32 protein-coding genes and 1 tRNA gene are annotated in these 25,272 nt (G+C 45.7%); 20 read left to right on the forward strand and 13 right to left on the reverse strand.

Features of this window, described 5'->3' with window-relative positions; all coding sequences use genetic code 11:
- The first annotated feature begins 41 nt into the window (after nucleotides 1–41).
- The gene (locus tag VDIS_RS12280; RefSeq protein WP_013337586.1) at nucleotides 42–476 is read left to right on the forward strand and encodes a hypothetical protein; all 435 of its coding nucleotides are present in this window, start codon (nucleotides 42–44) and stop codon (nucleotides 474–476) included.
- Here VDIS_RS12280 and VDIS_RS12285 read toward each other — a convergent pair.
- From VDIS_RS12285 to VDIS_RS12300, 5 genes are all read right to left on the reverse strand, one after another.
- Nucleotides 469–1,431, reverse strand: coding sequence for an MraY family glycosyltransferase (locus VDIS_RS12285; RefSeq protein ID WP_013337587.1), 963 nt, complete (start codon nucleotides 1,429–1,431; stop codon nucleotides 469–471). The two genes, VDIS_RS12280 and VDIS_RS12285, sit on opposite strands and share 8 nt — an antisense overlap.
- Entirely contained in the window at nucleotides 1,428–2,309 is an 882-nt protein-coding gene (locus VDIS_RS12290; RefSeq protein ID WP_013337588.1) for an NAD-dependent epimerase/dehydratase family protein, read from the reverse strand. The genes VDIS_RS12285 and VDIS_RS12290 overlap by 4 nt, the downstream gene beginning before the upstream one ends.
- Before the next feature lie 48 nt (nucleotides 2,310–2,357).
- Entirely contained in the window at nucleotides 2,358–3,428 is a 1,071-nt protein-coding gene (locus VDIS_RS12295; RefSeq protein WP_013337589.1) for a DUF354 domain-containing protein, read from the reverse strand.
- A gap of 58 nt (nucleotides 3,429–3,486) precedes the next feature.
- On the reverse strand, nucleotides 3,487–3,645 hold the full coding sequence (locus VDIS_RS12925; RefSeq protein WP_171804865.1) for a hypothetical protein: 159 nt from the start codon (nucleotides 3,643–3,645) through the stop codon (nucleotides 3,487–3,489).
- A 127-nt stretch (nucleotides 3,646–3,772) separates the two neighbouring features.
- A complete protein-coding gene (locus tag VDIS_RS12300; protein WP_013337591.1) occupies nucleotides 3,773–4,372 on the reverse strand; it encodes a hypothetical protein in 600 nt (199 codons plus the stop codon).
- Nucleotides 4,373–4,425: 53 nt separating this feature from the next.
- Here VDIS_RS12300 and VDIS_RS12305 point away from each other — a divergent pair, with 53 nt between their 5' ends.
- Entirely contained in the window at nucleotides 4,426–5,379 is a 954-nt protein-coding gene (locus VDIS_RS12305; protein ID WP_013337592.1) for a hypothetical protein, read from the forward strand.
- Here VDIS_RS12305 and VDIS_RS12310 read toward each other — a convergent pair.
- Entirely contained in the window at nucleotides 5,376–5,564 is a 189-nt protein-coding gene (locus tag VDIS_RS12310; RefSeq protein ID WP_013337593.1) for a 50S ribosomal protein L37e, read from the reverse strand. The two genes, VDIS_RS12305 and VDIS_RS12310, sit on opposite strands and share 4 nt — an antisense overlap.
- Nucleotides 5,565–5,825: 261 nt before the next feature.
- On the opposite strand from VDIS_RS12310, the gene VDIS_RS12315 reads away from it, so the two are divergent.
- Nucleotides 5,826–6,929 (forward strand): CaiB/BaiF CoA transferase family protein, encoded by a 1,104-nt coding sequence (locus VDIS_RS12315; RefSeq protein WP_013337594.1) that lies wholly within the window; start codon nucleotides 5,826–5,828, stop codon nucleotides 6,927–6,929.
- On the opposite strand, the gene VDIS_RS12320 is transcribed toward VDIS_RS12315, so the two are convergent.
- Nucleotides 6,926–7,330: an acyl-CoA thioesterase gene (locus VDIS_RS12320; RefSeq protein WP_013337595.1), complete on the reverse strand. Its 405-nt coding sequence runs from the start codon at nucleotides 7,328–7,330 to the stop codon at nucleotides 6,926–6,928. The genes VDIS_RS12315 and VDIS_RS12320 overlap by 4 nt on opposite strands.
- Before the next feature lie 53 nt (nucleotides 7,331–7,383).
- On the opposite strand from VDIS_RS12320, the gene VDIS_RS12325 reads away from it, so the two are divergent.
- The 3 genes from VDIS_RS12325 (at nucleotide 7,384) to VDIS_RS12335 (ending at nucleotide 9,009) form a co-directional block, all read left to right on the forward strand.
- Nucleotides 7,384–7,968, forward strand: coding sequence for a nucleotidyltransferase domain-containing protein (locus tag VDIS_RS12325; RefSeq protein ID WP_245522522.1), 585 nt, complete (start codon nucleotides 7,384–7,386; stop codon nucleotides 7,966–7,968).
- 90 nt (nucleotides 7,969–8,058) lie between these two features.
- Complete coding sequence (locus tag VDIS_RS12330) at nucleotides 8,059–8,658, forward strand: ACT domain-containing protein (RefSeq protein WP_013337597.1); 600 nt, start codon at nucleotides 8,059–8,061, stop codon at nucleotides 8,656–8,658.
- Nucleotides 8,659–8,703: 45 nt separating this feature from the next.
- Nucleotides 8,704–9,009 (forward strand): 50S ribosomal protein L14e, encoded by a 306-nt coding sequence (locus VDIS_RS12335; protein WP_013337598.1) that lies wholly within the window; start codon nucleotides 8,704–8,706, stop codon nucleotides 9,007–9,009.
- An 89-nt stretch (nucleotides 9,010–9,098) separates the two neighbouring features.
- Here the strand turns inward: VDIS_RS12335 and VDIS_RS12340 are convergent, their stop codons facing one another.
- On the reverse strand, nucleotides 9,099–10,283 hold the full coding sequence (locus tag VDIS_RS12340; protein ID WP_013337599.1) for a mandelate racemase/muconate lactonizing enzyme family protein: 1,185 nt from the start codon (nucleotides 10,281–10,283) through the stop codon (nucleotides 9,099–9,101).
- An 83-nt stretch (nucleotides 10,284–10,366) separates the two neighbouring features.
- Here VDIS_RS12340 and deoC point away from each other — a divergent pair, with 83 nt between their 5' ends.
- From deoC to VDIS_RS12365, 5 genes are all read left to right on the forward strand, one after another.
- Entirely contained in the window at nucleotides 10,367–11,098 is a 732-nt protein-coding gene (gene deoC / locus VDIS_RS12345; protein ID WP_013337600.1) for a deoxyribose-phosphate aldolase, read from the forward strand.
- 127 nt (nucleotides 11,099–11,225) lie between these two features.
- Complete coding sequence (locus tag VDIS_RS12350) at nucleotides 11,226–11,654, forward strand: 30S ribosomal protein S11 (protein ID WP_052885960.1); 429 nt, start codon at nucleotides 11,226–11,228, stop codon at nucleotides 11,652–11,654.
- A 69-nt stretch (nucleotides 11,655–11,723) separates the two neighbouring features.
- Nucleotides 11,724–12,338 (forward strand): GNAT family N-acetyltransferase, encoded by a 615-nt coding sequence (locus VDIS_RS12355; protein WP_148678359.1) that lies wholly within the window; start codon nucleotides 11,724–11,726, stop codon nucleotides 12,336–12,338.
- A gap of 61 nt (nucleotides 12,339–12,399) precedes the next feature.
- Complete coding sequence (gene radA / locus VDIS_RS12360; RefSeq protein WP_245522523.1) at nucleotides 12,400–13,470, forward strand: DNA repair and recombination protein RadA; 1,071 nt, start codon at nucleotides 12,400–12,402, stop codon at nucleotides 13,468–13,470.
- 87 nt (nucleotides 13,471–13,557) lie between these two features.
- Nucleotides 13,558–13,914, forward strand: a complete 357-nt coding sequence (locus tag VDIS_RS12365) for an aspartyl protease family protein (RefSeq protein WP_052885847.1) — start codon at nucleotides 13,558–13,560, stop codon at nucleotides 13,912–13,914.
- Nucleotides 13,915–13,938: 24 nt separating this feature from the next.
- Here the strand turns inward: VDIS_RS12365 and VDIS_RS12370 are convergent, their stop codons facing one another.
- Entirely contained in the window at nucleotides 13,939–14,403 is a 465-nt protein-coding gene (locus VDIS_RS12370; RefSeq protein WP_052885848.1) for a radical SAM protein, read from the reverse strand.
- Between the two features lie 69 nt (nucleotides 14,404–14,472).
- On the opposite strand from VDIS_RS12370, the gene VDIS_RS12375 reads away from it, so the two are divergent.
- Complete coding sequence (locus tag VDIS_RS12375) at nucleotides 14,473–15,045, forward strand: hypothetical protein (protein ID WP_148678360.1); 573 nt, start codon at nucleotides 14,473–14,475, stop codon at nucleotides 15,043–15,045.
- Nucleotides 15,012–15,989: a hypothetical protein gene (locus VDIS_RS12380; RefSeq protein ID WP_013337606.1), complete on the forward strand. Its 978-nt coding sequence runs from the start codon at nucleotides 15,012–15,014 to the stop codon at nucleotides 15,987–15,989. Before VDIS_RS12375 ends, VDIS_RS12380 begins: the two co-directional genes overlap by 34 nt.
- Nucleotides 15,990–16,196: 207 nt before the next feature.
- Here the strand turns inward: VDIS_RS12380 and VDIS_RS12385 are convergent, their stop codons facing one another.
- Nucleotides 16,197–17,102, reverse strand: coding sequence for a radical SAM protein (locus tag VDIS_RS12385; protein WP_245522524.1), 906 nt, complete (start codon nucleotides 17,100–17,102; stop codon nucleotides 16,197–16,199).
- An 87-nt stretch (nucleotides 17,103–17,189) separates the two neighbouring features.
- Here VDIS_RS12385 and VDIS_RS12390 point away from each other — a divergent pair, with 87 nt between their 5' ends.
- From VDIS_RS12390 to yjjX, 3 genes are all read left to right on the forward strand, one after another.
- Complete coding sequence (locus VDIS_RS12390) at nucleotides 17,190–18,281, forward strand: AAA family ATPase (protein ID WP_013337607.1); 1,092 nt, start codon at nucleotides 17,190–17,192, stop codon at nucleotides 18,279–18,281.
- Between the two features lie 32 nt (nucleotides 18,282–18,313).
- Nucleotides 18,314–18,775: a 6,7-dimethyl-8-ribityllumazine synthase gene (ribH, locus tag VDIS_RS12395; protein ID WP_013337608.1), complete on the forward strand. Its 462-nt coding sequence runs from the start codon at nucleotides 18,314–18,316 to the stop codon at nucleotides 18,773–18,775.
- Nucleotides 18,776–18,936: 161 nt separating this feature from the next.
- Nucleotides 18,937–19,479 (forward strand): inosine/xanthosine triphosphatase, encoded by a 543-nt coding sequence (gene yjjX, locus VDIS_RS12400; protein WP_013337609.1) that lies wholly within the window; start codon nucleotides 18,937–18,939, stop codon nucleotides 19,477–19,479.
- Between the two features lie 66 nt (nucleotides 19,480–19,545).
- Here yjjX and VDIS_RS12405 read toward each other — a convergent pair whose 3' ends face one another.
- A complete protein-coding gene (locus VDIS_RS12405; protein ID WP_245522525.1) occupies nucleotides 19,546–19,947 on the reverse strand; it encodes a hypothetical protein in 402 nt (133 codons plus the stop codon).
- 204 nt (nucleotides 19,948–20,151) lie between these two features.
- Here VDIS_RS12405 and VDIS_RS12410 point away from each other — a divergent pair, with 204 nt between their 5' ends.
- The 3 genes from VDIS_RS12410 to VDIS_RS12420 all read left to right on the forward strand — a co-directional run bounded on the left by VDIS_RS12410 (nucleotide 20,152) and on the right by VDIS_RS12420 (nucleotide 22,168).
- Nucleotides 20,152–20,772 (forward strand): hypothetical protein, encoded by a 621-nt coding sequence (locus VDIS_RS12410; protein ID WP_013337611.1) that lies wholly within the window; start codon nucleotides 20,152–20,154, stop codon nucleotides 20,770–20,772.
- Between the two features lie 77 nt (nucleotides 20,773–20,849).
- Nucleotides 20,850–21,374: a hypothetical protein gene (locus VDIS_RS12415; protein ID WP_245522526.1), complete on the forward strand. Its 525-nt coding sequence runs from the start codon at nucleotides 20,850–20,852 to the stop codon at nucleotides 21,372–21,374.
- A 32-nt stretch (nucleotides 21,375–21,406) separates the two neighbouring features.
- Nucleotides 21,407–22,168: a hypothetical protein gene (locus VDIS_RS12420; protein WP_013337613.1), complete on the forward strand. Its 762-nt coding sequence runs from the start codon at nucleotides 21,407–21,409 to the stop codon at nucleotides 22,166–22,168.
- A 150-nt stretch (nucleotides 22,169–22,318) separates the two neighbouring features.
- On the opposite strand, the gene VDIS_RS12425 is transcribed toward VDIS_RS12420, so the two are convergent.
- Nucleotides 22,319–22,396: transfer RNA gene (locus tag VDIS_RS12425), tRNA-Arg, on the reverse strand.
- Nucleotides 22,397–22,475: 79 nt separating this feature from the next.
- Here VDIS_RS12425 and VDIS_RS12430 point away from each other — a divergent pair.
- Nucleotides 22,476–23,357, forward strand: a complete 882-nt coding sequence (locus tag VDIS_RS12430) for a dihydrodipicolinate synthase family protein (protein ID WP_013337614.1) — start codon at nucleotides 22,476–22,478, stop codon at nucleotides 23,355–23,357.
- 1 nt (nucleotide 23,358) lies between these two features.
- Here the strand turns inward: VDIS_RS12430 and VDIS_RS12435 are convergent, their stop codons facing one another.
- A complete protein-coding gene (locus VDIS_RS12435; protein WP_013337615.1) occupies nucleotides 23,359–25,242 on the reverse strand; it encodes an aldehyde ferredoxin oxidoreductase N-terminal domain-containing protein in 1,884 nt (627 codons plus the stop codon).
- Nucleotides 25,243–25,272: the final 30 nt, after the last annotated feature.

Raw genomic sequence — 25,272 nt, forward strand, 5'->3', positions numbered from 1 at the left:
GCTTTATTTATCTACATATCAGGGCTTATTAATGACCATCAATGGAGGTTAAGCTTGACCCTGAGGAGGAGTACGTAGTAATGCCATTAAGCATCTTGGAGAGGATTTTGAGGTATGCGATGGTTGTTTGCCAGGAGCATTGCCCAGCCGGTAGGGATCCGGCAACATGCCCATACATAGTTAACTTAACAAGGCAGGTTGGGTTGAGCCCACCACCCTGCATTAATGATTATGGTGAGTATAGGCTCGAGACGTTTAAGGTCTTGATTAAGGATTTGGAGCGTAAATACGGTATGGGTATTGAGGATTTTGTGAATATGATTAGGAGGAGGAAGCCAAGAAGTCTTGAGGAGCAGACGGATTTCATGGAGGCAACATTTTATCTCGGCGTGCTTAGAGAATTAAGCAACATGAGGAGTATTTACATTACGAGGGGCTCGAACATAAGTATTAAGGAGGCTGTCGTGGTTAAGTAATAAATGCTAATAGCGAGAGTGAGGCTAGGCTCGTTATTAGGAACAGTATTAATATATCGCGGACAACCTCCCTCTCGGTCTTTGGTCTTCTCATTACCATCAACTTGACTAGTGTGATTGGTGATCCAGGGACTTTATTTGCGTGAATTACTCCGTCATTCACAATTACGGGTCTCTTCAGGTTTTCCCTGGGCTTGAAGCCCCTCGCCGTTATGACTATTAAGAAGCCATTTATTATGTATGGCAGTGCCGATATCACGCCCTGGGTCCCGGCGTTATATAAAACCATGAATGCGCCTATCATTGCCCCAAGTGCGTAACTACCTACATTACCATTAAACACCTTGGCAGGGTACCAGTTAAATACGGCCAGCGGTAGCACCGTGAGCACGAGTATTAACGTGGCTGGTAAGGCATAGTCAAAGCCGGCCATGTACGAGATGAGCCCACTAACGGTTATTATCATCAACGTAGATACTGGGACTATACCATTCATCACGTCAAGCATGTTAACGGCGTTAGCCATAACCGTAACTGCGAGCATCGAGAGAAAGGCCACAACGAAGAAGTTGTGGACATGACCTATCAGGAGTATGTATATGTAGCCGTGAACGACCACGGGGATTATCAATGACGGCACCAATGGCAAAAACACCCTAACACTCACGGGCAATCCCCTGAGGTCATCGACAAGCCCTATCAAACCTACTGTCAGGGTTACGAGACCTAACGCAAGCAACCTAGCGTCATTAATCAAGTAGGCAATTAACGTAATAACACCTGTGGCAGTTAATACGGAGACTCCGCCAATCTTAGGCACCAACACCTTATATGGCTTATGGACATCCGGCGCCAGTAATTTCGGATTCCTTAACCTGGATATTGCGTATACTGTGATCAGTGAGATTACGAAGGATACTACGGCAATTAATACGTAATTTATACTAATGATCATAGATTTCGCCTAAACCAATCAATGGTGGCTCTTAATCCACTTACTAAGTCATATTTAGGTTTAAAGCCGAGGATCCTCATGGCCTTGCTAACGTCTGGGTAACTCCTAAATGGCTCGGAGGTCCTTGGTTGCACATTAATTTTGGAATTCGAACCAACTAGCTTAACTATTATTCTGGCTAAATCTAGTATTGATGTCTCAACGCCGAGCCCGATATTGAAGGCTTGACCGACCGCATCATCCTTCCTAAGTGCTAGTTCCGTGGCATCACATAAATCCTCAACATAGAGGAAATCCGTGGTATCAACACCACCATTATTAACTACCAGGTCCTCATTTTTTAATGCCCTCGTTATGAATATTCCGACAACGCCATTATCATGAGGGCCATAGGGCTTCCACAGCCTAAATATCGTTACTGGAACCTTATGAACAACGTGATAGGACATCGATACGGCCTCGGCAGCGACCTTACTCCAACCATACCCCTCGAAGGGCCTTAATGGGTCATCCTCAGTGACGGGCAATTTAGTGGGCTTACCGTAAACGTTAGATGTTGAGTAAAGTAGGAACCTGGCATTTAGTATCCTTGCGAGCTCAAGCATGTTTATTGTACCAACAACATTTACATCAAGGCCCTTAAGGGCGCCCGCGTTCGTGAATGACCTTGGGTTCGGGTATGCTGCCAAGTGGACAATTGCGTCAAACCCCTCTTTAGAAAGCCCAATAACATCATCTCGCCTTGTTATATCGATTATGTAGTCCGTAGTCTCCGCCTTAACAATATCGAGACCCCTCGCGTCATGGCCCTTAGACCTCATGCAATTAACTATGTTCCTCCCTAGGAATCCTGAGGAACCTGTCACTAATATTTTCATCAAGATCATCGATTGCGAAGTTACCTTATAATAATTACCCACCGGGACTTACTTATCCTCGTTCGTGAGCCTCTTTATTTCATTGATAATGAGTCCCGTTGGGTCCTCCATTCTACTTAGTACTGAGCTTGTATCAACATGTGTTGTGTCTGATTTAAGAATTGAATCAAGCACCGTTAGGCAATCCTCATCAACGCACCTATAAAGCGGTAATCCCTTACTCATTAGGTAATCATCTATGTAGTAATGCTGTGGGAAGTAGCTAATGGCTGGCGTACCCAGCAACGCTGCTTCATGAGCCATTGTTGAGCCGCCTGTGATCACGAGCCTTGCATGCCACGATAAGTCAAGGCCGTCTAGCTTCATGTTCCTCGGTATTATCAACTTACCAAGCTTAAGGAAAAGGCCAAGCTCGGACTTTATTAACTCCTCCTGGTACGGGTATCTTGGGAACATAACCACGTAATAACCATCCTCAAGCACTTTCCTCGCCATTCTAATTAATATCCGCGATTTATCCCCGTAGCCGTAATAAGATGCCCTGGACTCCTCAAACCTAATGACGACAAACTCCCTACTCTTAAGCCCAAGCTTATTAATAGAGTCACCGCTCGGCTTGAATCTATTAATCCACATGAGTTCAAAGATGCCATCAAAGGTCCTAACCTTATCAATCTCAGCACTGGGTATATAACGGCCCCACTCACTCATTGGTATAGCCGATGGTGCTATCACGGTATTCGCTAACGGCAGTGTTAGTTTATTAACGAAGTACGAGTGAGCCGTATCCGTCAATGCTATTATTGGCTTACCAAGACCAAAGGCAACCCTAATCGCGTCTGGTGATGTCAATGATACGTGAACATCGAAATCCCTAACCACATCAAGCAATGCTAGTTGCCTCTCAATGCCCCTTAGCAACTTCTCCCTGGGACTCTCGCCATGGTAACCAACACACTCATAATGCAGGTTAAACATGTCTAGGACCTCCTCAACATAATCGTACTTCCTGCACGTTATCATGAAATTTATATTATTCCTTCTACCCTCCATGCTCAATACTGCGGCAATCCTTGCCTGCTTAGCCGTTAATGCGTCGAACCATGCCTTAATAACCATGACCTAAAGACATAGTTTATAGGCTTATTTTAATTTTAATGCAGATTGCTTTGATAACTTATCCTTTAACACGCATAGTAATTGGTGTCTTACTTAATGGACTTAAACAGACAGGGCATCTATAGCCCCACTGCCTAAGTACCTCATCAACACTCTTAAGCTGCTGGTCATTGTAAAACACAAAGCCGCATGAATGGCACTTAATTATTATCGGCATCATAAGTCCCCATAGTGATTATTTTATAAAGATTACCGTCATTATACGCATTATATTACCGAAATTCTACAGGTAATATATTAAGTAATATGTATGGAATACCTAATCACTAGGTCTAATCAAGCAATTACTCATGAATACTCATTGCAAGGCCGGTATACGCGTAAACCAGACCGTCAAGCTCATCCAATGTTAAGTATGGATACCTAGACCTAAACACATCCTTCTTTCCATAGGCCACATCTTCATTAATCACCTTAACCCTAATACCAACATCATTTATTAATTCCAGGAAATCCCTAACAAGTTCCGAAACACCGGGGCTAATGCCAATTATTAAGTTAATACTTGTGCGCCTAGCCAACCTCCTTATCATCCTAATGAGCTTTACGAAGCTAAGCGTTACGTGAATTAACGGTGTATCGTTATTAAGTATGATGGCACCACACCTGGAATTACCAATATCAACTCCAATATTTAATTCATTAAGGCCTAGCCCATTAATCACGGCCTCAATCATGCCATCAATACTTGAATCACTTAACACCAGGACTCTAGGGCAATTAACTAAGTCTGCCATATACTTCTCAACAATTACGAGGTCAAGTCCCTGGCAATCATCCTCATTACTCACGTACCTTAAAGCCACGTGTTCAGGAAAGACCAGCTTCCTAAGTAGGTTCCATGTGGATGACCTACCCGCAAAGCCGAGTTTAATGCCATCCACTGAGCTAGTGTGAAACTAAAGACATTATAAATCTTACATGTGGTAATAGGTGTATGGAAGTGGTGCCAATCGCTGAGGAGAGCCTTGGTGTAAGGTCAATGGCCATTTTCGTAAGAACGAAGGACCTATCAATGCTACTAGATCCAGGGATTAGCCTATCACCAAATAGGTATGGTTTGCCGCCCCATCCTCGTGAAATAGAGAGGGTTAATGCGCTGAGGAGGGCCCTCGAGAAATACGCTGAGGAAGCCAACTATGTGTTCATTAGTCATTATCATAGGGATCACTTCACGGTACCATACCCAAGCATTTACATGGGGACTAATAATGAGAGTTATAGGAAGATATACAGTGGTAAGGTATTGTTCATGAAATCGCCTGATGACGAGAATTGGAGCCAGAGGAGGCGTTATTACGGGTTGAGAAAGGCCATTGAGGGTATTGTGAAGGACCTGGTATTCGCTGATGGTAAGGAATTCGCTATAGGATCTACGAGGCTCGTAGTATCACGGTCACTGCCGCATGGCGAGGATAACGCGAGGACTGGTAGGGTGATAGCAATTACGATAATAGATGGTGATGAGTCGTTGATGTTCATGCCGGATGTTGAGGGGCCAGTATCGCAATTAGCCGTTGACTACGTAATGAGTATGAAACCACAGATATTAATAGTTGGTGGACCACCCCTGTACCTATCGAGGAGAGGATTCGGTGAGGAATACTTCAGTAATGCCTTAAGAAACCTTACGGCAATCCTAAGGGCTGGTTTCCTTAATAAGTTAGTCATAGCCCACCACACATTGAGGGACTTAAATTGGAGGAATGCGTTAAAGGCGTTATTTGAGGAGGCAGGTAGGTTAGGAATATCAATAACGACATACGCGGGGCTACTTAACCGTGAGGACGAGCTGCTTGAGGCAATGAGGAAGGACTTATACGCGAGGGAGCCACCACCTAAGGATTATCTTGAGCAGTTTAGGAGGGTTAAGGATGAGGGTGAGGATTAGCGAATCCTGACCTTATTAACCTTCTTATTCTGCCATGAATAACGCCTAATCCTCTTCGACCTGCCCCAGCCACAGGCCGCGCAATAGCCTTTAACTGGGTTGTAGGCGTGCCTACCGCATCTTGGGCATCTAATGTGCGTCCAGCCCTTATTCATCTTACCGAAGCTTGGCGTACCCTTTACCATATCGAGTCATGATAATTCCAGTGGTTTTTAACTTTTGCCACTACTGACTTTTTAATCAATAATCGATGCGATGCTTAAGTGCTATAAAGTCATGGTTAATACGTTATAAAATACCAATTGTATGTGGTGATTGAGAAGCAGGATTAATGAATGGTAAGGGTAAGGAATAGGTAAGGAGTGAATTAAGTGAGGTGTAGGTTGAGGTTACGACCTAGTTAAGTCCTAAAGTCTAAATAAGGAGTAAATGTGTAATCCCTTAGTATGGGTAAACTCCCACTTGAGGGTATTGAGGTAATTGATTTAACGCACTCTGCCGCAGGTCCTTTCGCAACGTCAATACTCGGCGACTTAGGTGCCGAGGTTATTAAGGTCGAGTCGCCTGAGGGTGACATGACTAGGACATGGGGCCACGTGATTAGGGATAACGTTAGTACGTATTACCTGGCTATGAATAGGAATAAGCACGTGGTTAGACTTGACCTAAAGAATGTGGATGATAGGAATAGGCTTTATGAGATGGTTAAGAGCGCTGACGTGCTTATTGAGAATTATAGGCCTGGCGTTGCCGAGAGACTCGGCGTTGATTATGGCTCGGTGAGTAAGATCAATCCGAGGATTATTTATGTGTCAATTAAGGGCTTCATGCCCGGCAGTGAGTATGAGGATTACCCTGCCTTTGATGTCGTTATTCAGGGCATGAGTGGTTTAATGAGTGTCACGGGTTGTGAGGATGGGACTTTTGTTAAGGTTGGTGTTCCAATAACTGACATGGTGACTGGCTTCTTCTCGGTAATAGCAATACTATCTGCGCTCAGAATTAGGGATAGGGAGGGTAAGGGCGTTAGGATTACCGTACCAATGCTGGATTCGGCTCTATACGTAATGGGTATACACATCCTTTATTACCTCTTCACGGGCAATGTGCCAAGGCCGTTGGGCACTAAGTATATGAGTGTTGTTGCTCCTTACCAGGGCTTCAGGGCTAGGGATGGTAAGATGTTCATACTCGCCGTGGGTAATGACAGGATATGGAGGAAATTCTGTGAGGTCATTGGTAAGCCTGAATTAGCGGATGATCCTAGGTTTAGGACTAATCCTGACAGGGTTAGGAATCAGGATGAACTTGAGAAGATATTGCAGGAAATATTCCTTACCAAGGATAGGGATTACTGGGTAAACTTATTCCTAAGTAATGGAATACCCGCTGGGCCTGTTTACGACATGGCTGATATAGCAAAAGATCCCTATGTAAGTAAGTACGTATTAACTGAGATAAACCATCCTGAATTAGGCGCTGTAAAGCTTGTTAGGAATCCCATCAGGTTTAATGATGAATCCATAGGCATTAGGCTCCTTGAGTATTAAGTCGTGTTAATGGTCCTCTTCCAAGCATTAATAAGCTCCTCGGGGCATGGTACGGCCCTTAGCTCACCACCCTCATTACTAACGCAGGTGAATACTAGGTAACCCTCGGCAGCATTTTTACCGGATGTCTCATTGATTATCCTAAACCTGTACTTAATCGCCCTAGTCCTCGCCTCATCAAGCCACAACTCAACCACCGCGACATCACCCCTCCTTAACGGTGCCGTGTAGGTTATGAAGAGCTCCCTGCGTGGTGCAATTGAATGATAATGAAGTATACCATTCTCCCTATAAAAATCCTCCTCAGCTCGCTCAACAAGCCTTAGGAATGACGTGAAATGCGCAATACCAGCCGCATCCGTATCGACCCAATAAATATAATATCTAGCCCTAAATGGCATTTCACGATTAGTTAAATGCCATACTTATTAAGTATTAGTTCATGCAGATTAATGTGGATTGCATACCCAAGGACTTAATTAATGAGATAATTAACATGTTTAGAAATGCATATGCAATATATGTATACGGTGGTTCGCTTGATTGCAGCGGTGGCGATATTGATATTGCGGTGTTCATGGAAGAACCACCCAGGGAAATTCCTATGATTGGGAATAATGTGGATTTACAAGTCTTTAAAAGGCCACGTAACACACTATTCTTCGTTTACGTAATTAAGACAGGCCAATTAATATATGGTAATCCATTAGACATTGACATTAATGCATCCATTAGGAATGAGTTGGAGATGGTTGATGAGAGGGAGTTCCTATTCCTCAATAGTGATGATGAGGTTGTGGTATGTAAATCCCTCAAGGAGTTAATGTTTCTCCTCGCCGCAATTAAGTGCGGTATTCATGGATCAAGTAATTGGTATAAAATGGTCAATTGCTTAAGTGGTCTCGGTATAAATGTACCTACTGAATTCAAGCATTGCCTAAACCCGCCAAGCATAGATGTGCTCCGAAACGTTGGTAAGCCTGTGCTGATTAGGATAATTCAGGAACTTAGGGCCATCAGGCAGAGTTATGGGTTATGATCACTCAGTTTTATTAATAATCAATTCCCACTGATTATTAATAAATATTAAATTAGTAATACCTTTAAGTACGTACTTTAGGTATACCTCATGGTTTGGCTACTAGTAAGTATTTCAAGGGATAGGCCAGGTCTACTTAACGACATTACCGGTGTGATTAGGTCTCGGAATTTAAACATAAGAAATATCGTAGGTAATAACTATGCGATTCTCATTGAGGTTGATGGTGAGGTAAATAATGAGTTATTGAATAATGTTAGTAATGTTGATGGGGTTAACACGGTAAATATGGTAAATTTACCGTTTACAATACTTGGATTTATACAGGAGAATTTCATGAGGGCATTGGTTTTCTACGTAATGGAGAGGGAGCCTGAGTTGATCGAGCGTCTTGGTTATGAGTATGGTAAGGAATTAATGAGGTACATATTGAATTCAATGAGGGACTTTAGGGACGCTCTTTACTCCTCATTAAGAATACTCACGGCGCTTGGAGTCATAGCCCTAGTTAACGTGCAATTCATGCCGAATAAGACCGTGATCTCTATAGCGAAGTCCTTCGATGAGGATATTGGGATGCCTATGACAAAGGGAATAATAAGGGGATTATTCGAGGCCGTGGATAATATTAAACGCAGAATTAGTGTTAGTAAGGTGAATCAGGGCACTTATAATTTCATCATAACATGATATAAGGCATGAAATGCTTATAAAGCCTTACATTATCCGTGCTTGATGCCTAGGGTTTTCGATATTGGTAGGGTGTGCGTGAAGGTTGCAGGTAGGGAGGCTGGTAGGAAGTGCGTTATTGTGGATATTAAGGATGAGAACTTCGTAATAATAACGGGGCCTAAGTCCCTAACGGGCGTTAAGAGAAGGGCCGTTAATGTCAAGCACATTGAACCAACGGAGTATAAGATAAACATTAAGAGGGGTGCCAGTGATGAGGAGGTTCTCAAGGCGCTTGAGGAGGCTAACCTGATTGATTATATGAAGCAGGTTATTAAGCCTAAATTGGGCATGGTACCAACGCAGCAGTAATAATCAGCCGGTTCAATTTCTTCATCAATTCAATGCTCGAGGCTCACTCATCACCTAGAACTTAGATACGATTTACTTTTCTCTCATTTTTAAAGGAATTCCTTAACCTCACTCGGGTCCTTTGCATGCTCCACAGCAACCCTCTCGTTTAGTTCCACCCCAAGGCCTGGTCTCCTGGGTGGTGTTATATAGCCCTCCTTTATGATCATGCCCTCCTTAACCATGTCGGGCCACCAGGGCAGGTCAATGGCGTGCCACTCAATGGCTATGAAGTCCCCTATTGTGGCTGCCACGTGGGCATTGGCCATCGTCCCTATTGGGCTTGAGATGTTATGTATAGCCACCGGCACGTAATACTCCTCGGCTAGGTAGGCTATCTTCTTCATTTCAAGTAAACCACCGAGTCTTTGCACATCCGGGTGTATTATGTCCGTAGCCTCCTTCTCAATCAACTCCCTAAACTGCGACAACCTATATAGCTTCTCACCAGTGGCTATGGGCACCGGTGACTTAAGCCTGACCTCCCTCATGGCATCAATATTCTCAGGCGGTACCGGATCCTCAAACCAGAACACATCGTACTTAGCCAGCTCCCTGGCTATGGCTATGGCTGTGGGTACGCTGAATGCCCAATGCCCATCAATCATTATATCAACGTCGTACTTAACGGCATCTCTAACGCCACCTATGAATGACGTAACGAACTTAACAATCCTCATGCCGAAGGTCCTATCGAACTCGGTCTCCATCATTTTCTCCGGCACATCAACATCGAACTTAATGTACCTAAACCCCATGTTCATGGCCTCCCTAGCCCTCCTTATGTAATTCTCGACGTTATAGGCAACCTCGGTACTGGCAAGTTCAACCCACCTCTTACCACCAGTCTCAATAATGCCAGCGCCAGCGTGTAGATCCGCATACACAGCAACCCTATCCCTAACCTTACCACCGAGTAATTCATAAACCGGCAACCCCGTTAACTTACCCTTCAAGTCCCAAAGGGCTGTCTCCAAACCACTAATTGCATTATTAACAATACCCCACTCTGAGTTTGGTATGTGCCTCCTAATGAGCCTAAGCAAGTACTCAATATTAACCTCCTTACCCCGAATTAACTCCTCAGCCCTCCTCAAAACCTCCTTAATGCCTGGACCCCTATGACACTCACCATAACCAACAAGCCCATTACTAAGCTCAACCTTAACAATAGGCCACTCAAAATTCCCCATGACAGTCAAAACCCTAACAGACTTAATAGTTGGCTCGCTCATACCCAACTGTTCATGAATAAATCATTAATAAACATTTCATCAACTGGTAAAGCATTAATAAGTCACTGCGTCTTTAATTAAGTATGGAGGTAAACATCATAGGCTTAATAGATAACACGTACTTAAGGCCGTACGGTTCAACTAGGGAAATAGAGGCCCTAATAGAGGATACGGCTAGATACGGTGCCTACTCAATAACAATAAACCCAGTATTCCTCAGGTACGCCAGGGAGTACATGGCGCGTAAGGGCTATACCTTCAAGGTGGTTGCCGTGGTCGACTTCCCATTTGGCGCTGGCACGACGGGGGCCAGGGTAGACGCAATTAAACGTTACTCGCAGTATGCGGACGAACTTGATATCGTAGCCCCAATAGGCCTTGTTAAGTCTGGGCTTTGGGGTGAGGTTGAGCATGATATAAATACGGTGGTTGAGGCCGCCCATAGGGAGGGTAAGATCATTAAGATAATCGTTGAGGATGCCTACACGACGAGGGAGGAGAAGCTCGAGCTTTACAGGATTGTGATGCAGTCTGGGGCGGACTTCATAAAGACGAGTACGGGCTTCGAAGAAAGGGACTATGCGGAGAAGCTTGGTAATAAGACAGGGGCCCAAATAGAGAATGTGAGGCTCATGGCTGAGCTATCTAGGAAGTATAACCCGAGAATTGGGATTAAGGTCGCGGGTGGCGTTAGGACTTATCAGCAGGTTCTTGAATTAATGAGGGCGGCGGAGAGGGAGCCTGACCCAATGAGGTTTAGGGTCGGTACTAGCCACATGATGAGTATTATCGAGAGCATGAAGGGTATTCACTAGTCAATAGCGAGAAAGCTTATAAAATGAGTAAAAATGCCAACACCGAATGTCAGAGGAAAATATGGAAAAGACCACTGGGGAGGTTCAGGGAGAGACACAACAGGCGCAGCCTACATCACCGCAATCAATGCAGTTGCCTGAGATAAAACCAACACAGGTGAGCGGGGCTAGGAAGCTTAGGTGGGGTGTTGCCTACGTGTACTCCAGCTATAATAATACGATAATAATAATCACGGACCTAACGGGTGCGGAAACCGTTGCGAGGGTTAGTGGTGGGCAGGTTGTTAAGGCTGATAGGGATAAGCCCAGCCCATACGCGGCAATGATGGCTGCGTACAAGGCCGCTCAAATAGCCATGAGTAGGGGCATTAATGCAGTGCACATAAAGGTTAAGGCACCTGGTGGTTACGGCCCAAAGACGCCAGGTCCTGGCGCCGCGGCTGCCATTAGGGCTTTGGCCAGGGCTGGTTTGATAATTGGTCGTATTGAGGATGTGACGCCAATACCTACGGATACCATTAGGCCACCTGGAGGTAGGCGTGGTAGGAGGGTATAAATCTGTCATTACCTACTTCCTCCTCTTATCAATTCGGGTTTGCGCATCATACGGTATTGGGTGGTTTTTGTGAATTGTGATGGTCCAATCACAGTCCTCATAGGCAGTAGGGAGTTAATGGATTACGCAGAGCCCATACTGAGGGATTTCTTCGGTTCAGCATATAGATATGCGAGGGCCGTTGTTGATTATGGAGTTGGTTCTGTGGCACTGGCTGTTATTAATGAATCGGGCGTTGGCGCTGCCGTTTATTACAGCGTTAACGTTGGTGCAGTTAGATTATGCGTTATTTATTACATAGCCGTTGTTGATGAATGCAGGGGTTTAGGTATTGGTAAGGTCCTAATGAGTACTATTGAGGAGGTTTGCACGGACTCTGATATCTACATCGCCACTACCTGGTTCGGTAATGAGCCTGCCGATAGGCTCTATAGGTCGCTGGGTTACGTTGGTTATACATGGGATGAGTTAAGGAGGTTAATTGGTAGGAGGGCCGTTGATAGGCTGCTCAAGGCTACCTGTGGTTATGATGACGACATGGCCTACGTAAAGCCTGTTATTGCAGGTAATGATGCATTGGATATTCTTAGACATATCATTGAGGGTGGGGATAACGATGTTAATAGGCTTTGGCGCGAAACATGCTTAGGTGTTTGGCTTAGGATTAGGGCTGGTCTTCGGTGAACTCCTTGCCTCACCCCTACTTAGTTTTTTAAGTAATAACCATTTATTTTTAGTGGAGAATATGCCAAAGGGGAGGAAGAAGGTGCAGGAGCAGGAAGTTGAGGAAGAGAAGGAAGAACCTGTTGAGGAGATCGAGGATACGGGCGAGGAAGGCGGTGAGAAGGGTACTGTTGTTACGGCAACAGTTAGTGGTTATCCTGTAATTGATGTTGAGGAAATTGAGGGCGTCGGTAGAGTCACTGCTCAGAAGCTTAGGGAGGCTGGTTATAACACGGCTAGGGACGTGGCCTTCGCGAGTGTCAAGGAGCTTGCCGAGATACTTGGTAGTGAGGACAGGGCTAAGCAAATAATTGCCGCTGCCCAGAAGCTCATTGGCTTAACGCCATTCATAACGGCCTACGAGCTTTACGAGAAGAGGAGAGGTATTAGGAGGATTAGCACTGGCGTTAAGTCACTTGATGAGCTACTTGGTGGTGGTATTGAGACTAAGGCCATCACGGAGCTCGTTGGTGAGTTCGGTAGTGGTAAGACGCAGCTTTGTCATCAACTGAGTGTTATGGTTCAATTGCCCGAGGATAAGGGTGGCTTGAAGGCCAAGGCCTTATATGTCGATACCGAGAACACCTTCAGGCCCGAGAGGATAATGCAGATGGCTAAGTACAGGGGTTTAGATCCGCAGGAGGCCCTTAAGAATATTTTATATGCCAGGGCTTACAACAGTGATCATCAAATGATGATTATTGAGGAGAGTAAGAAGATTATTGAGAAGGAGAACATCGGCCTAATAGTCATTGACTCATTGGTAGCCCACTTCAGGAGTGAGTACCCGGGCAGGGAGAATCTTGCCGAGAGACAGCAGAAGCTTAACCACCACATTGCCCAGCTGCTTAGGATTGCGGATATATACAACGTGGCCGTCGTCGTCACCAACCAAGTGGTTGCGCAGCCGGATGTCTTCTTCGGGAACCCACTAAAGCCCGCTGGCGGTAATGTAATTGCTCATGGGGCCACGTATAGGGTTTGGCTGAGGAAGGGTAAGGAGAATGTCAGGATCGCCAAGATTTTTGACTCGCCATACCACCCTGAGAGGGAGGTTACGTTTAGGATCACCGAGGAGGGTGTTGTTGACTAAAATTAATCGCCATAAAACACTTGCTTAGGTGCATATGTCATACTTCATGATTAAAACTATTTAATTAAGGTAATTATGAGGGTTTTGATGGGCTTTGTTAAGGTTAGGGCTGGCATATTCAATCCAGCGGCGCCGGAGAGGACTGTGGAGGTTGACGGTATTGTAGATACTGGCGCGATCTATACCGTTATACGTAGAGACATACTTGAGGGACTTGGGATAAAACCAAGTAGGAGAAGAAGGTTTAAGGCGTTTGGTGGTTATGTGGAGCGTGATGTTGGTGATGCAGGCCTTATACTCATGGGTGAAAGGAGGGTTGTACCCGTAATATTCGGTGAGACTGAGGATACGATGGTGATCGGCGTAACCGCACTCGAGATTTTCGGGCTTGAGGTGGACCCAGTCAGGGGAACGCTTAAGGAGGCCGAATTACTCCTGCTTTAATTCCTCCTCCACAATCAATCTTCATTAGAAGATATCGAGTCTCTCAATCAGCGAATCCTCATCACCCAAGTACTTAATGTCAATCCTCTTCTCAAAACTAATCAACTCAAAGTTAAGCCCTAAATCTCTGGCATACCTATAAACCTCCATCAACTCCTCCCTACTCGGTCTCCTAGCCAACTCCCTGAATTCTGGGTTGAACCTCGGTGAGTTTGGGTCTGTCTCGTTCTCCGGCCTGTACTGATCCATTATGTTAACCAAGACCCCAGGCATGTTATCGGCGATCCACTTAAGCACGGGCTTTGAATCATCCTCGACGTGGCCAGGCATTACCAAGTGCCTAATTATCATGTCCTCACCCCAATCATAGACAAGCTTATGATTCCTCGAGACAACCTCGAAGTACCTCGGCACCCTGGATATTCTAAAGGCGCATTTGTCATTGCCGTACTTGAAATCAGGGAGCCAACGTAAACTTTGGTGAATCATGAACATAAAGCGTACGTGACGTATTTATAAGTTCTAATGAGAATTAGAAGCCGATATTTAGTGATGAGAATGGGGAATGCATTTGTAGGACATAATAATGTGGAAGACATCGTATTAATAATAAAGGATAGGTTGAAAAAGGCTATTGGCTCTACACAGTTTAATGACGTCGAATTTAATGAAAGTAGGTACTTCCTTAAGCAGAAGCTACCTAACAAGACATATGAAATCAGCTTAAACGATCTCGAAAATTTGCGCTTCGTAATGTCAATTCATAATCACAGTGTCGCTTACATGAATAACTTAGCCCACTTATTGTTAGACGCGCTTGAAGTGGAGCAATATGATGTTGAAGTGACGAGCAGTGACGTTAAAATAATACCTAAGGTAAATGATAATGACCTTAAAGATGCATACATAATTGCTTCCTCGATTAACACAGTGATGATATTAATTAGGAATATCTATACGGACGTAAAAATAATCAATAGTTCGGGCTTATCAATATTTGATGTAATTCAATCAGTGGCTGGTCTGTTACTCGATGGTTCAGTAGTTAGGGGAAAATTACATATACGTCCACAAGTCCAGAGCTGGTTGCCTCTGCCATGCCAATACTTTCTGACTTCGTGTACGCAATAGGTGGTGCATCACGCCGCATCAATTTCCAAATCCACGGCGCCACGCTGACGGTAGATGGGGAATTACATCCAAATTATGCATTGATGACACCACTAATCAAGGGCTTAGGCTCTCATAGAAAGGACACCTTCATGAGATTAATAGCCACAGATACAAGTCTGCTCTTTGCATATGCCGCAGATGGAACGGGAAGCTACAATGGAGGGCAACATGTTGGCTATGCAGTATCGAACGCCTATAAAATCAATGATGTGCCGGCCCCCGTCTGGCTTGCGAATAGAATTAATGAAATAACTGGGCTATCCATTAAATACGTTTACAGTTTCGTAATACGCTTTGATGAAGAGGACGGACGCATATTTGCCTGGCTAATCCTACGCAGCCTCTCAAATATTAATAATACGGCAATTAGGTTACCACTTACGTTATTCTATAGAATTAGCGACTTAATTAAGCACGCAGTGCTATCGCATCACGGCAAAGCGCTATCGCAAATCATTATACGAATGCCCTTAGCAAATAATGCGTTTAAAGAAGCTAAGTTGCACGTCGAGTATTACGCTACGTATAGATTTAACGTTGGTTCGTCATTCGCTGAAGAGGCGAGGCAATTCGTAGAACTAGTAAACTCCATCCTTAAGGAGTTCGGAATAAATGAGCATTTGAAATACTACTTCTATACTGGTAAGGGTCTATCGATTACCGTTTCTAAGAACGTGATCCCCGCGTTACTAGGCATTGCGGACTTCGCAATCGTGCCTCAGTCCAGCGACCTCATAAACGCAATTAATAATGCGGACAAAGCCAGGCGCAAGGCATATGAAGTATTCCAGTACTTCGAAAGGAAGGGCGATTTATTGGAATACCTAAATTACGTCAAGTATTACGGAAACCCGTACAGCCATCCGTACAGCTTCTCCTCAGAAAGCACCAATTTAACATAACCCTTTCCTCGATATGCATTCGAGCATTTTATACCTTAGCTTAACAACGTAAGTATTAAGAGATGATGCTTGCTCTGGCAAAGCAATTAGTAAGTCTATCAAGGTAACCAAAAACGATGAATAATGTTCTCCTAAGCCTAGGCGCAGCGATGTAATAGCCAAAGAGAATAGGTAAGAGATTCTATTATTTTTATTAATTTCGTCTAATCAATTAGTAAGTTTTGCTCGCTGGAGCAATAAGCCCAGCCAGATATCCATCAATACCCTGAGTAATTTTGTGGCATTTACCGTCATGTAGAAATTGCTATTCCATAGCATTGGCACGTTTAGGTCATTCCCGTAAAACGCCCAGTTCCTGGAGAAGTTGTAGGGTATGAAGTCTGCCTTAACAGAAAGTACGGCATCGTACTCCTCATCACTCAACTCATCAAGGACCTTAATGCCATCACGTGCGATCAACCTTATAGCCTCCGCAACGTTGTGAAGGTGTGGTGTGGGTTCACCACCGACCCAGTTAATGTTGTGGACTCCCTCAAGCCTGAGGATGATTGCGGTCGAGGCTATTTGTCTTGGGTTCATAACGACTCCATTAAACCTATCCCTGCTTATGTCAGCGTTTTGGCAGAAGGCGCATCGGAGATTGCAGGATGTGAAGAATATGGTCCCGGAACCCATCACGCCGCGCAGTGGTAATTCCTCACCAAGGTGGTGAAAGTACGTGGATACTCGACTCGTGGAATCAAGCATGCATACGCCAAGCCTCCTGCCGCTCGTCCTATCAACCCTACAACGCCACTCACAGAATTCACAATGCTTAATCATTCTTTTCGTGATCTCGGCAATTAGGTCTAGTAGTGATGGTGATGCCTTAGGCATGCCCTTAATATCCACCTCATTGTTCCTGACCCTGCGCCATAACTCGAGGAAGTCGTTTAAGGTCCTATCGAACTCTCTCCACAACTCGCTTTCGCTTAACTCAGTCAGTTTCTCATTAACGGGTATTCTAGCCGCTATGAGGTACTTAGCCGGCTTCCTATTAATGGCTACCTCGTAGTACCAGGGCAGTTTGTCTCTGATGTACTTCCAAATCCATAGTCTTGAGAAATTAATCACTAAAAATTAATGCATGTTGGGCCTTTAAAATGCTTATTAACGGTGGTAGGGTTTATAACTTCATAGGTATGTAGTTACTACATAGGTATGGCGTTTCTCGATAGACCAGCCGAGGACCCGAGTGAGTTGTATGATAGGGAGGCTGAGGTTAGGCAATTGAGATTTTCGGCATTAAATAGGGCGGTCACCCTGGTGGTTGGCTTTAGGCGTGTTGGTAAGACATCACTTATTAAGGCTGCCACGAAGGACATGACCAGGATATACATTGATGCGAGAAGGTTTGAGGGTATGAATTACATAACAATAAGGGACTTCCTAAATGAGCTTGCTAAATCCCTAAGTCAATTATTACCGCTCAGCCGGAGATTAATTGATTTCCTAAGTAGGGTTAGGGGCTTGTCAATAATGGGTTTTACCATCGAGTTCAGTGAGTCCACTAGGGATGTGTCAATCCCATCAATCTTCGATGCCCTCAATGATTGGGCGTCATCGGAGGGAAAACACCTAGTCATGATAATTGATGAGGTGCAGGAATTGAGTAAGATGAGGGGGTTTAACCTATTGCCAATATTTGCCTACGCGTACGACAACCTGAGGAATTTATCCTTCATATTTGCTGGGTCGAAGATTGGCATGCTCTATAATTATTTAAGGCTCAATGACCCCAATTCGCCATTGTATGGTAGGTACATGGAACTGATAGAACTAAAACCCTTCACGCGTGAGCAGTCACTGGATTTCTTGAGACGTGGGTTCAGTAAAGCGGGTATTACAATTAGTGAGGACATCATTAATAAGGCTGTGGATGAGCTTGATGGCATTGTTGGTTGGTTATCGTTATTTGGCCTCACGTACATCAGTAATCCAGGGCCTGGGGCTCTCGATAAAGCTGTGGGTGTTGCCTCGGGGATAGTTGAGGAGGAATTTTGTAACTTTGTCAGGGCCATGGGTTCAAGGAGGTATGTGCTTATAATAAATGCCCTCAAGCATGGCGCCACCTGGTCTGAAGTTAAGAGGTATCTCGAGTTGAGGGAGGGTAGGCCGATAAGTGATAGTGAGGTTACGAAACTTCTTAGGAAGCTCGTGGATAATGGGTTCGTAATGAAGGTTAATAATGAGTATGTGATCGTCGACCCAATACTAAGGAGAATTAGTGATAGGGTTAAGTGTCGGGATTAAGCTTTAATTTAGATTTGCCTCAGCCATGGTGTATGGCGGATAGGGTTAGGCTTGCGATTGTGGTTGCGGAGTTTAATTACGACGTAACATACCTAATGCTTCAGAAGGCCCTTGAGCACGCCAGGTTTCTTGGTGCTGAGGTTACCTACGTGGCTAAGGTGCCGGGTACATACGACATGCCCGTAATAGTTGATGAACTGCTTAGGAGGGATGATGTTGATGCTGTGGCGGCAATAGGCGCTGTTATTCAGGGTGAGACTAAGCATGATGAGGTTGTGGCTCATCAGGCGGCTAGGAAGTTGATGGACCTGTCTGTGGAGCATAGGAAGCCCGTTGGTATGGGTATAATTGGGCCTGGGGCAAATAGGGTGCAGGCTTTGGAGAGGGCTGAGGAGTATGCCAGGAGGGCTGTGGAGGCGGCGGTTAAATTAGCAAGGAGGCTGGAGTTGCTCAGGGGTAGTAAGTATACGGGCACCACGGTATTCATAGAATAGTACAGCGCCTCACTGCGGTGAGGTTAGGAACATGATTACCCCTGAATGATCCTGCCTATGAAGGTAATTATCAGCATTGGAGTCACTCTTCATCCCTCGGTAGGCGACTAAGCATCATCACGAGTTAGAACCTTATAACCCCTAGATTTATTTTATTCGTCGTGATAACCGTAGCCGTTGGTTCGAAGAACCCGAATAAGGTCAGGGGCACGGAGCTTGCGTTTAGGTTAGCTGGCTTTAGGGTTAGGGTAATCTCCACTGAACCACCCAATGACTTATCTCCAGAGCCGATAGGCCTCAGCGAGATCATAAATGGTGCAATTAAGAGGGCTAGGTATGCGATAAACGTGGTCTCCAATGCTGAGTTCGGCGTTGGTATTGAGGCTGGAATTATAAAGATTGAGGGTTTTAATGAGGGTGTTGACGTGACCATAGCCACAGTAATTGATAAAGATGGTAAGGTAACCCTCGGTATGAGCCCTGGTTTCATGGTACCCAGAAGATTCATGAAAGAGGTGTTACAGGGAGTTGAATTGAACGAGGTCGTAAGTAGGTATTACGGTGAACCCAACGTAGGCAGGAAATACGGTTTAATCGGTGCGTTGACTAGGAGGTTCATAGACAGGGTTGTGCTTAATACGGAAGCCGTCTACATGGCTTTAATACCCAGGATGCCGTGGAACGCGGAATTATTTAAGGATTGATGGTTGGGCAGGCAGAGTGGAGGTAAGAATAATCTTACCTCCACTCTCCCGGTCCAAAACATTCAATTACTCAACACCCTGCTCGCCCTCACTCAATTCCTTAATCTCCTCACCACCCTCCCTCTCACTCAACTCCAGGTATATTAACGCCTCAACCTCATCCTTATTACTAAGGCCCAGGCCCTCTATCACCGTCGTTGGTAGGCTCGCTCCATACTGCGACTTATGTATCCTCCTAATGTTACCCTCATAGACCATGTACCTATTATCCTTAAACAACCAAATCCTCACCGGAGCCCCATTCCTAAAGCCGAAGTACCTAACGGTGGTCGGCAACGGTATGTAGGCATTAATGACCTTATACTCCCTATCACCAACCCTCCTACTACTCTCATAAATCCTAACCCTAGCCCTAACCCAAACCGCATTACCAAAGCCAATATCAAGCACGGTCATACATAAGGACACTAAATGCCCACCTTAAATCCCTGACTATCGTGAGAATGCCGAGGCTTGGATAGGCAGAGTGGAGGTAAGAATAATCTTACCTCCACTCTTCCAGTCCAGACTTTGACACAGCATTAATAAATAGAGACCTCACCAATACTTTCAGCAATGTTTCTATTTTTTATTAGAGTAAAGCTTATAAACCCCTCAAACCACTTAGCCCTGATGTACATAGTCACCGGTTACACACGTGGAAAGTCCTCAAGGAGTTTTGAGGGTATGTATAAGGACGTTGATGACGTGAGGGATGTCCATGAGACTCTCACCCTAAAGGTTAGGAGGGACCTACAATACTTCGTTGTTACGAATAACGAGGAGGACCTGGTCCTGTGGTCCTTCGACATACCTGGTTATGAAACCCACATTTACTCCCTCATAAAGGAGACCGCCACCCTAATGCTGTGCCCAAGAATCGACAACTCCACGTACCTAATACCTGACATATCAATGCTAGGCAGCCTATCGGGTGTTTTGTCACGTTATGAGTATAGGGACGTCATATACTTTGTCAGGCCGTTAAATAGGGAGTTCGTTATGGAGGCGTTGAGGGAGGTCCATGGTTCAGCCATGGCGGTCATCATGAGGATGCTCATGAGTGCTGGTAGGGCGAGGGGCGCCGCGCTTGCGAGGCTCAGGGACAAGGTTGAGTATGCCGAGGAATTAATCAATAGGGCATTGGACATGTGGAGGATTAAGGGCTATGAAATAGACGCCTCAGGCATTAAGGACGCAATAATCAGGGTGAAGGCAGTGGTGAGCGGGAGACTCGGTAAAACTAACCGATAAGGTCATTAACTTGATTAGTTGAGTTAGGTAATGCGCATGGAATAGATAGGCAAGTCGTTAGGGCGGTGATTAAGGAGTTGAGGAGTAGGTACCCGGGTAAGTCAAGGTCCTGGGTAAGGAGGTCACTCAGGAGGTTCCTAAGCAATGACGTTAGGACATTGGGTAGTAATGCGTGGGTTGTGAGGGGTGAGCCATCAATGGGTGATAGACTTCCCCAATACATTGTTAGGTTCATTAACGGTAAGTACGTCTGCGACTGCCAAATGACAGCCTGGAGCTCAAGCAGGGAAATATGTACTCACATTGGTGCTGTACTCATTAGTCAATTATATGAGGAGTTTATGAAAACCACGTATGCCGCGATAGTCGAGGCTGATTGCGTTGATAACGAATTGATCATACTGGGTAATAATGAGGTGGTGGTGGATAGGGTGGCCCAGGGTGGCGCAACCATATATGTGGTGAGGACAAGGCAGGAGGCGACGATAAAGGCACTACTCGCTTGTAATGACGAAATCAGGGAGTTAATAATAGGCACGAAGCCCATGAAAGGCTGGGAGGTCATGAAAGTGATGAGGAGCAATACCGCGCACCCACAATAACTCTTATTAGGTGGATAATACGAAATTACTCAATGCATAGTTCACGCGATAACATAGGCCAACCTCATGAATACATTAAGAGACTTAGGGTTGGCTATGCAGGAGCCTCCGTGGCCATCCTAATAATCATTGCCTGGCTGGCCGCATACTCATTCATGCCCAACCCACTCTACATCCTGAATCACCCAAATACCTTATTCGCACCAATGCTGGCCGGCGCCATTGGTGTGGCATCATCATGCTACCAAGCACCAGGCTACTTCAAACTAGCCAATATCAATGGGAGGTATGGCCACGGTAGGTTGGGCGTTGTATTCCTTGTAATTACCTGGGCACTAGCCACTACATCACCAATTGCCTATTACCTATCCGTCACTTTATTCGTAACCAAGGAACTCTCCTTCTTGGGGCCCATACCCAACCCAGTACTGGCAGATCTATCGGTGGCCTCAATGATATCGAGTTTAATAATGGCCTTCCCAGCCACGTTATTAATCTCAACAACATTAATTAGATTAGGTAATGATTTGGGAAGACCCATGATTAAGGCAGGCACGATACTCCTATTAATAGGTGCGGTCGAATTAATACTAATGGCAATATTATCAATGCCACCAATGCGCTTAATAATCATCAACCTTGAATCAAGCATACCCGTAAGAATAGAGATTCCCATACAACTACTCAGCATCCTATTCATAGTGCTACCACCCACACTAGGGCTGATTGGGACATTACTACTAACGACAGGGCTCAACACATCACAGACAAGGCTAATTATAAAGGGCAATTGAAATTCACCATAATGCACACCCAATACGTACTAAGGACGGACCAAGCAATAACTCATCAATTACCCCACCCCACTAAAAACAGTCCACCGTAATGACGCCACTAAACCATTAGGCTAGCAATAAACGACTAACACAGACATAAACAATGCGTGGCGGCCCCGCCGGGATTTGAACCCGGGTCCTACGGCTCCGCAGGCCGCCGCTCTGTCCATGCTGAGCTACGGGGCCACCTTGATTGTCTTCATGCAGATTTAAAGTCTTTGCTTTGTGGTAATCCTTATAATGGTTCTCGGCGCATTATCGATATATGAGGTTTGGGGGTGCCGTGGCTGAGGTCTTCATACCGCTTAATGCCAGTGGTGATGTTGATGAGGGTAGGGTTGGTGCAATGCTTGATTTCCTGCTAAGGCGCGGTGTTGAGGGTTTCTACGTTGGTGGGTTTGGCGCCGAGGCATTCGCCTTCACCACCGAGGAGAGGCTTGGTTTTCTGAGGATGGTTGTTGATTACGTGCGTGATAAGGTTCCCGTGTCATTCCTCGTCTCTGAAATGAGTATTAAGAGGGCTGTTGAGGTCGTTAGGGAGGTTAGTAAGGTTGGTGTTGATGTCCTGACAATACCGCAACCATACCCACAGCAATTCGGTGAGAGGGGTATCCTGGACTACGTGTGTACGTTGTCCAGGGAGTTCAGTGGCGACGTCATGCTTTACAACGAGCCTGCCGTTGGAAATCCACTGAGCCCGTCAATGGTCATTAAGATCCTCGATAAGTGCTCAAACATTAAGTATCTTAAGGATAGCTCCCACGACATGATTGGCCTACACACAATACTATCGGCACACCCCGAGTTGAGGGTTATGGCTGGCAGTGATGGTTTGATCTATGACATCATGCTTGCCGGGGGCGTGGGCATCGTGTCCCTAGTGATAAATCCATTCCCTGAGTTAATTGTTAGGATCGTCAATGAGTTGAGGAATGGTAATTACGCAGAGGCTAGGAGACTGCAGGAATTCATAGTGAGGGTTAGGGGGGTGCTTAAGGCCGGTGGCTTGAGTGGTGGTTATAGATATGCAATGTCCCTTGTTGGTATGGACATTGGTAAGCCGAGGCCTCCCTACGAGGACCCAGACGAGAGGACTAAGGAATTCATTAGAAGTTCATTAATTTCACTCGGCCTCATTAAGCAATAAATTAGTGGGTTAGTCCAAGGCCCGCGTCAAGCGTTTCCTTAAACCTCCTCCACCAATTAATGTAGTCCTCGTAATCCTCAAACCTCCACTCCCTAGAACCAACCTCCCTAGCCATTGTTGAGACCACGTCCCTAGCCCTCTCACCCTCCCACGGTTTGGGCTCTGCGTTAGCCTTCCTGGAGTACTCAACGATCTCCCTATAGATGTCCTTATTGGGCGGCATACCCGTTACCTCAAGGTATAGCTTATCAAGGACGGGCTCGGCCCACCCCCTATGGAATCTACAAAGCCCTGCATCATCAATTAATGCCTCGGCAATGGCCCTACTAAGCGATGACTTTGCGAAGTCCTCGGGACCCATGAATGTTGGTGTGTAATTTGTCCAGTACCTGCCGAGTACGTACATTGGGGCAACCATGCCGGGGGCCCAGTATAGGTTTGGCGTCATGTAGCCATCATTCCCATAGACTACGTAAACCACCAAGTCCTTAAAGGACTTACCAACCCTTAAGACCCTGTCATGAAACATCTCATCAAGCTTCCTCGCGGCGACCCTAATCCCATTCTCAGCAATTATCCTAAGCACCTCACTGGACTTCTCAACGAAGCCCTTAATAACCTCCCTAGCCAGCCTCGCATTCCTCCCTGAGTCAACCTCTGGGTTAAACCTCATTGGATCAAACACGGGCTTATCACTAAGTCCAGCCTCCTCAGGCCTCAGCAATCCATGTTCAATTGAATCAAAGACCCAGGCAACCACATGCCCCATCTCGATTGCGTCAAGGCCGTACTGATCAATTAAATCAACGAGTGGCACAGCCTCCTCAAATACGTAATTACCGATGAATGGGCCCATGGCGTGGAACGGCTCATAATCCACCTTCTTACCGCGCCAAACCTTCTTACAAACAACTGAGCAACCGAAGTCACCACAGTTATACCAGCTCTTACTCTTAACAAAGACCTCGTCATTAAAGGGCTTCCAGAAAAGCCTCAGTATTGCCTCCACGTGTTGAATCCTCACCTCCCTGGGCAGGTATATGGATTTATAGCCAAAGAGCGGCAGCAACTCGCGGTAATGCGGGTAGTTAACGCCGAAGGTACCTCCAGTACCCATGCTCGGGTCAAACCTATACTTAATGGTCTTCTCATCCATAACCTGCCTAAAGGGCTTCTTGAAGGACTCAATCATTACCTTATTAATGAACTCCATGTCATTGACCCTGGCGTACCTCGCCTTATACGTACCGCCAGCCACGATACCAACCACGTTGTGGCCCATGGCAAGGGCTGTGCCAGGACCACCCCTGGCGGCGAAGTCCTCAGCGCCAGGCCTAAACTCACCCTTCACCGGGTTAACATCGATAGACACCAACGCGCCATTATACGTGCTCAGTGCGGCAGGCCCCACAACCACGGCCCTGGCATTATACTTAACGAAGAAGTCCCTATATGTGTCTAGTAGGTACTTCGTGAAGGCGTAGGCGCCGTGGTAATTACTGTAATCAAAGACTGGGTCGATAGTCTTCAATTCAACACCATCACTCGACAGGAAGATCACCGTCGGTCTTCTCGCCCTGCCCGTTATCACCACCGCGTCTATGCCCGCCCCCATGAACTTATACGCTGCGCCGCCCAGGGCAGCCACGTGAAGTGTCCTCGTCATTGGGCTCTTAAATACCGCTATTAATCTGTGGAAGCCCGGCATTCTACCGCCAACGAATGGGCCCATACCAATTACAAACGGCACGCTTGGGTCAAGTGGGTCCAGGCTCCAGGTCCTTGCCTCATTATGTATCCTAACGCCCAGCGTCACTGGTCCTTGCGCAGCTACATCCTCAACCCTCCAGGAATTCGCATTAAGGTCCACTTTAAGTATCTTCACGCGTATTTCGTCTCCAAACCCAATAATAGG

The sequence above is a fragment of the Vulcanisaeta distributa DSM 14429 genome (genome assembly GCF_000148385.1).
Classification (GTDB): Archaea; Thermoproteota; Thermoprotei; order Thermoproteales; family Thermocladiaceae; genus Vulcanisaeta; species Vulcanisaeta distributa.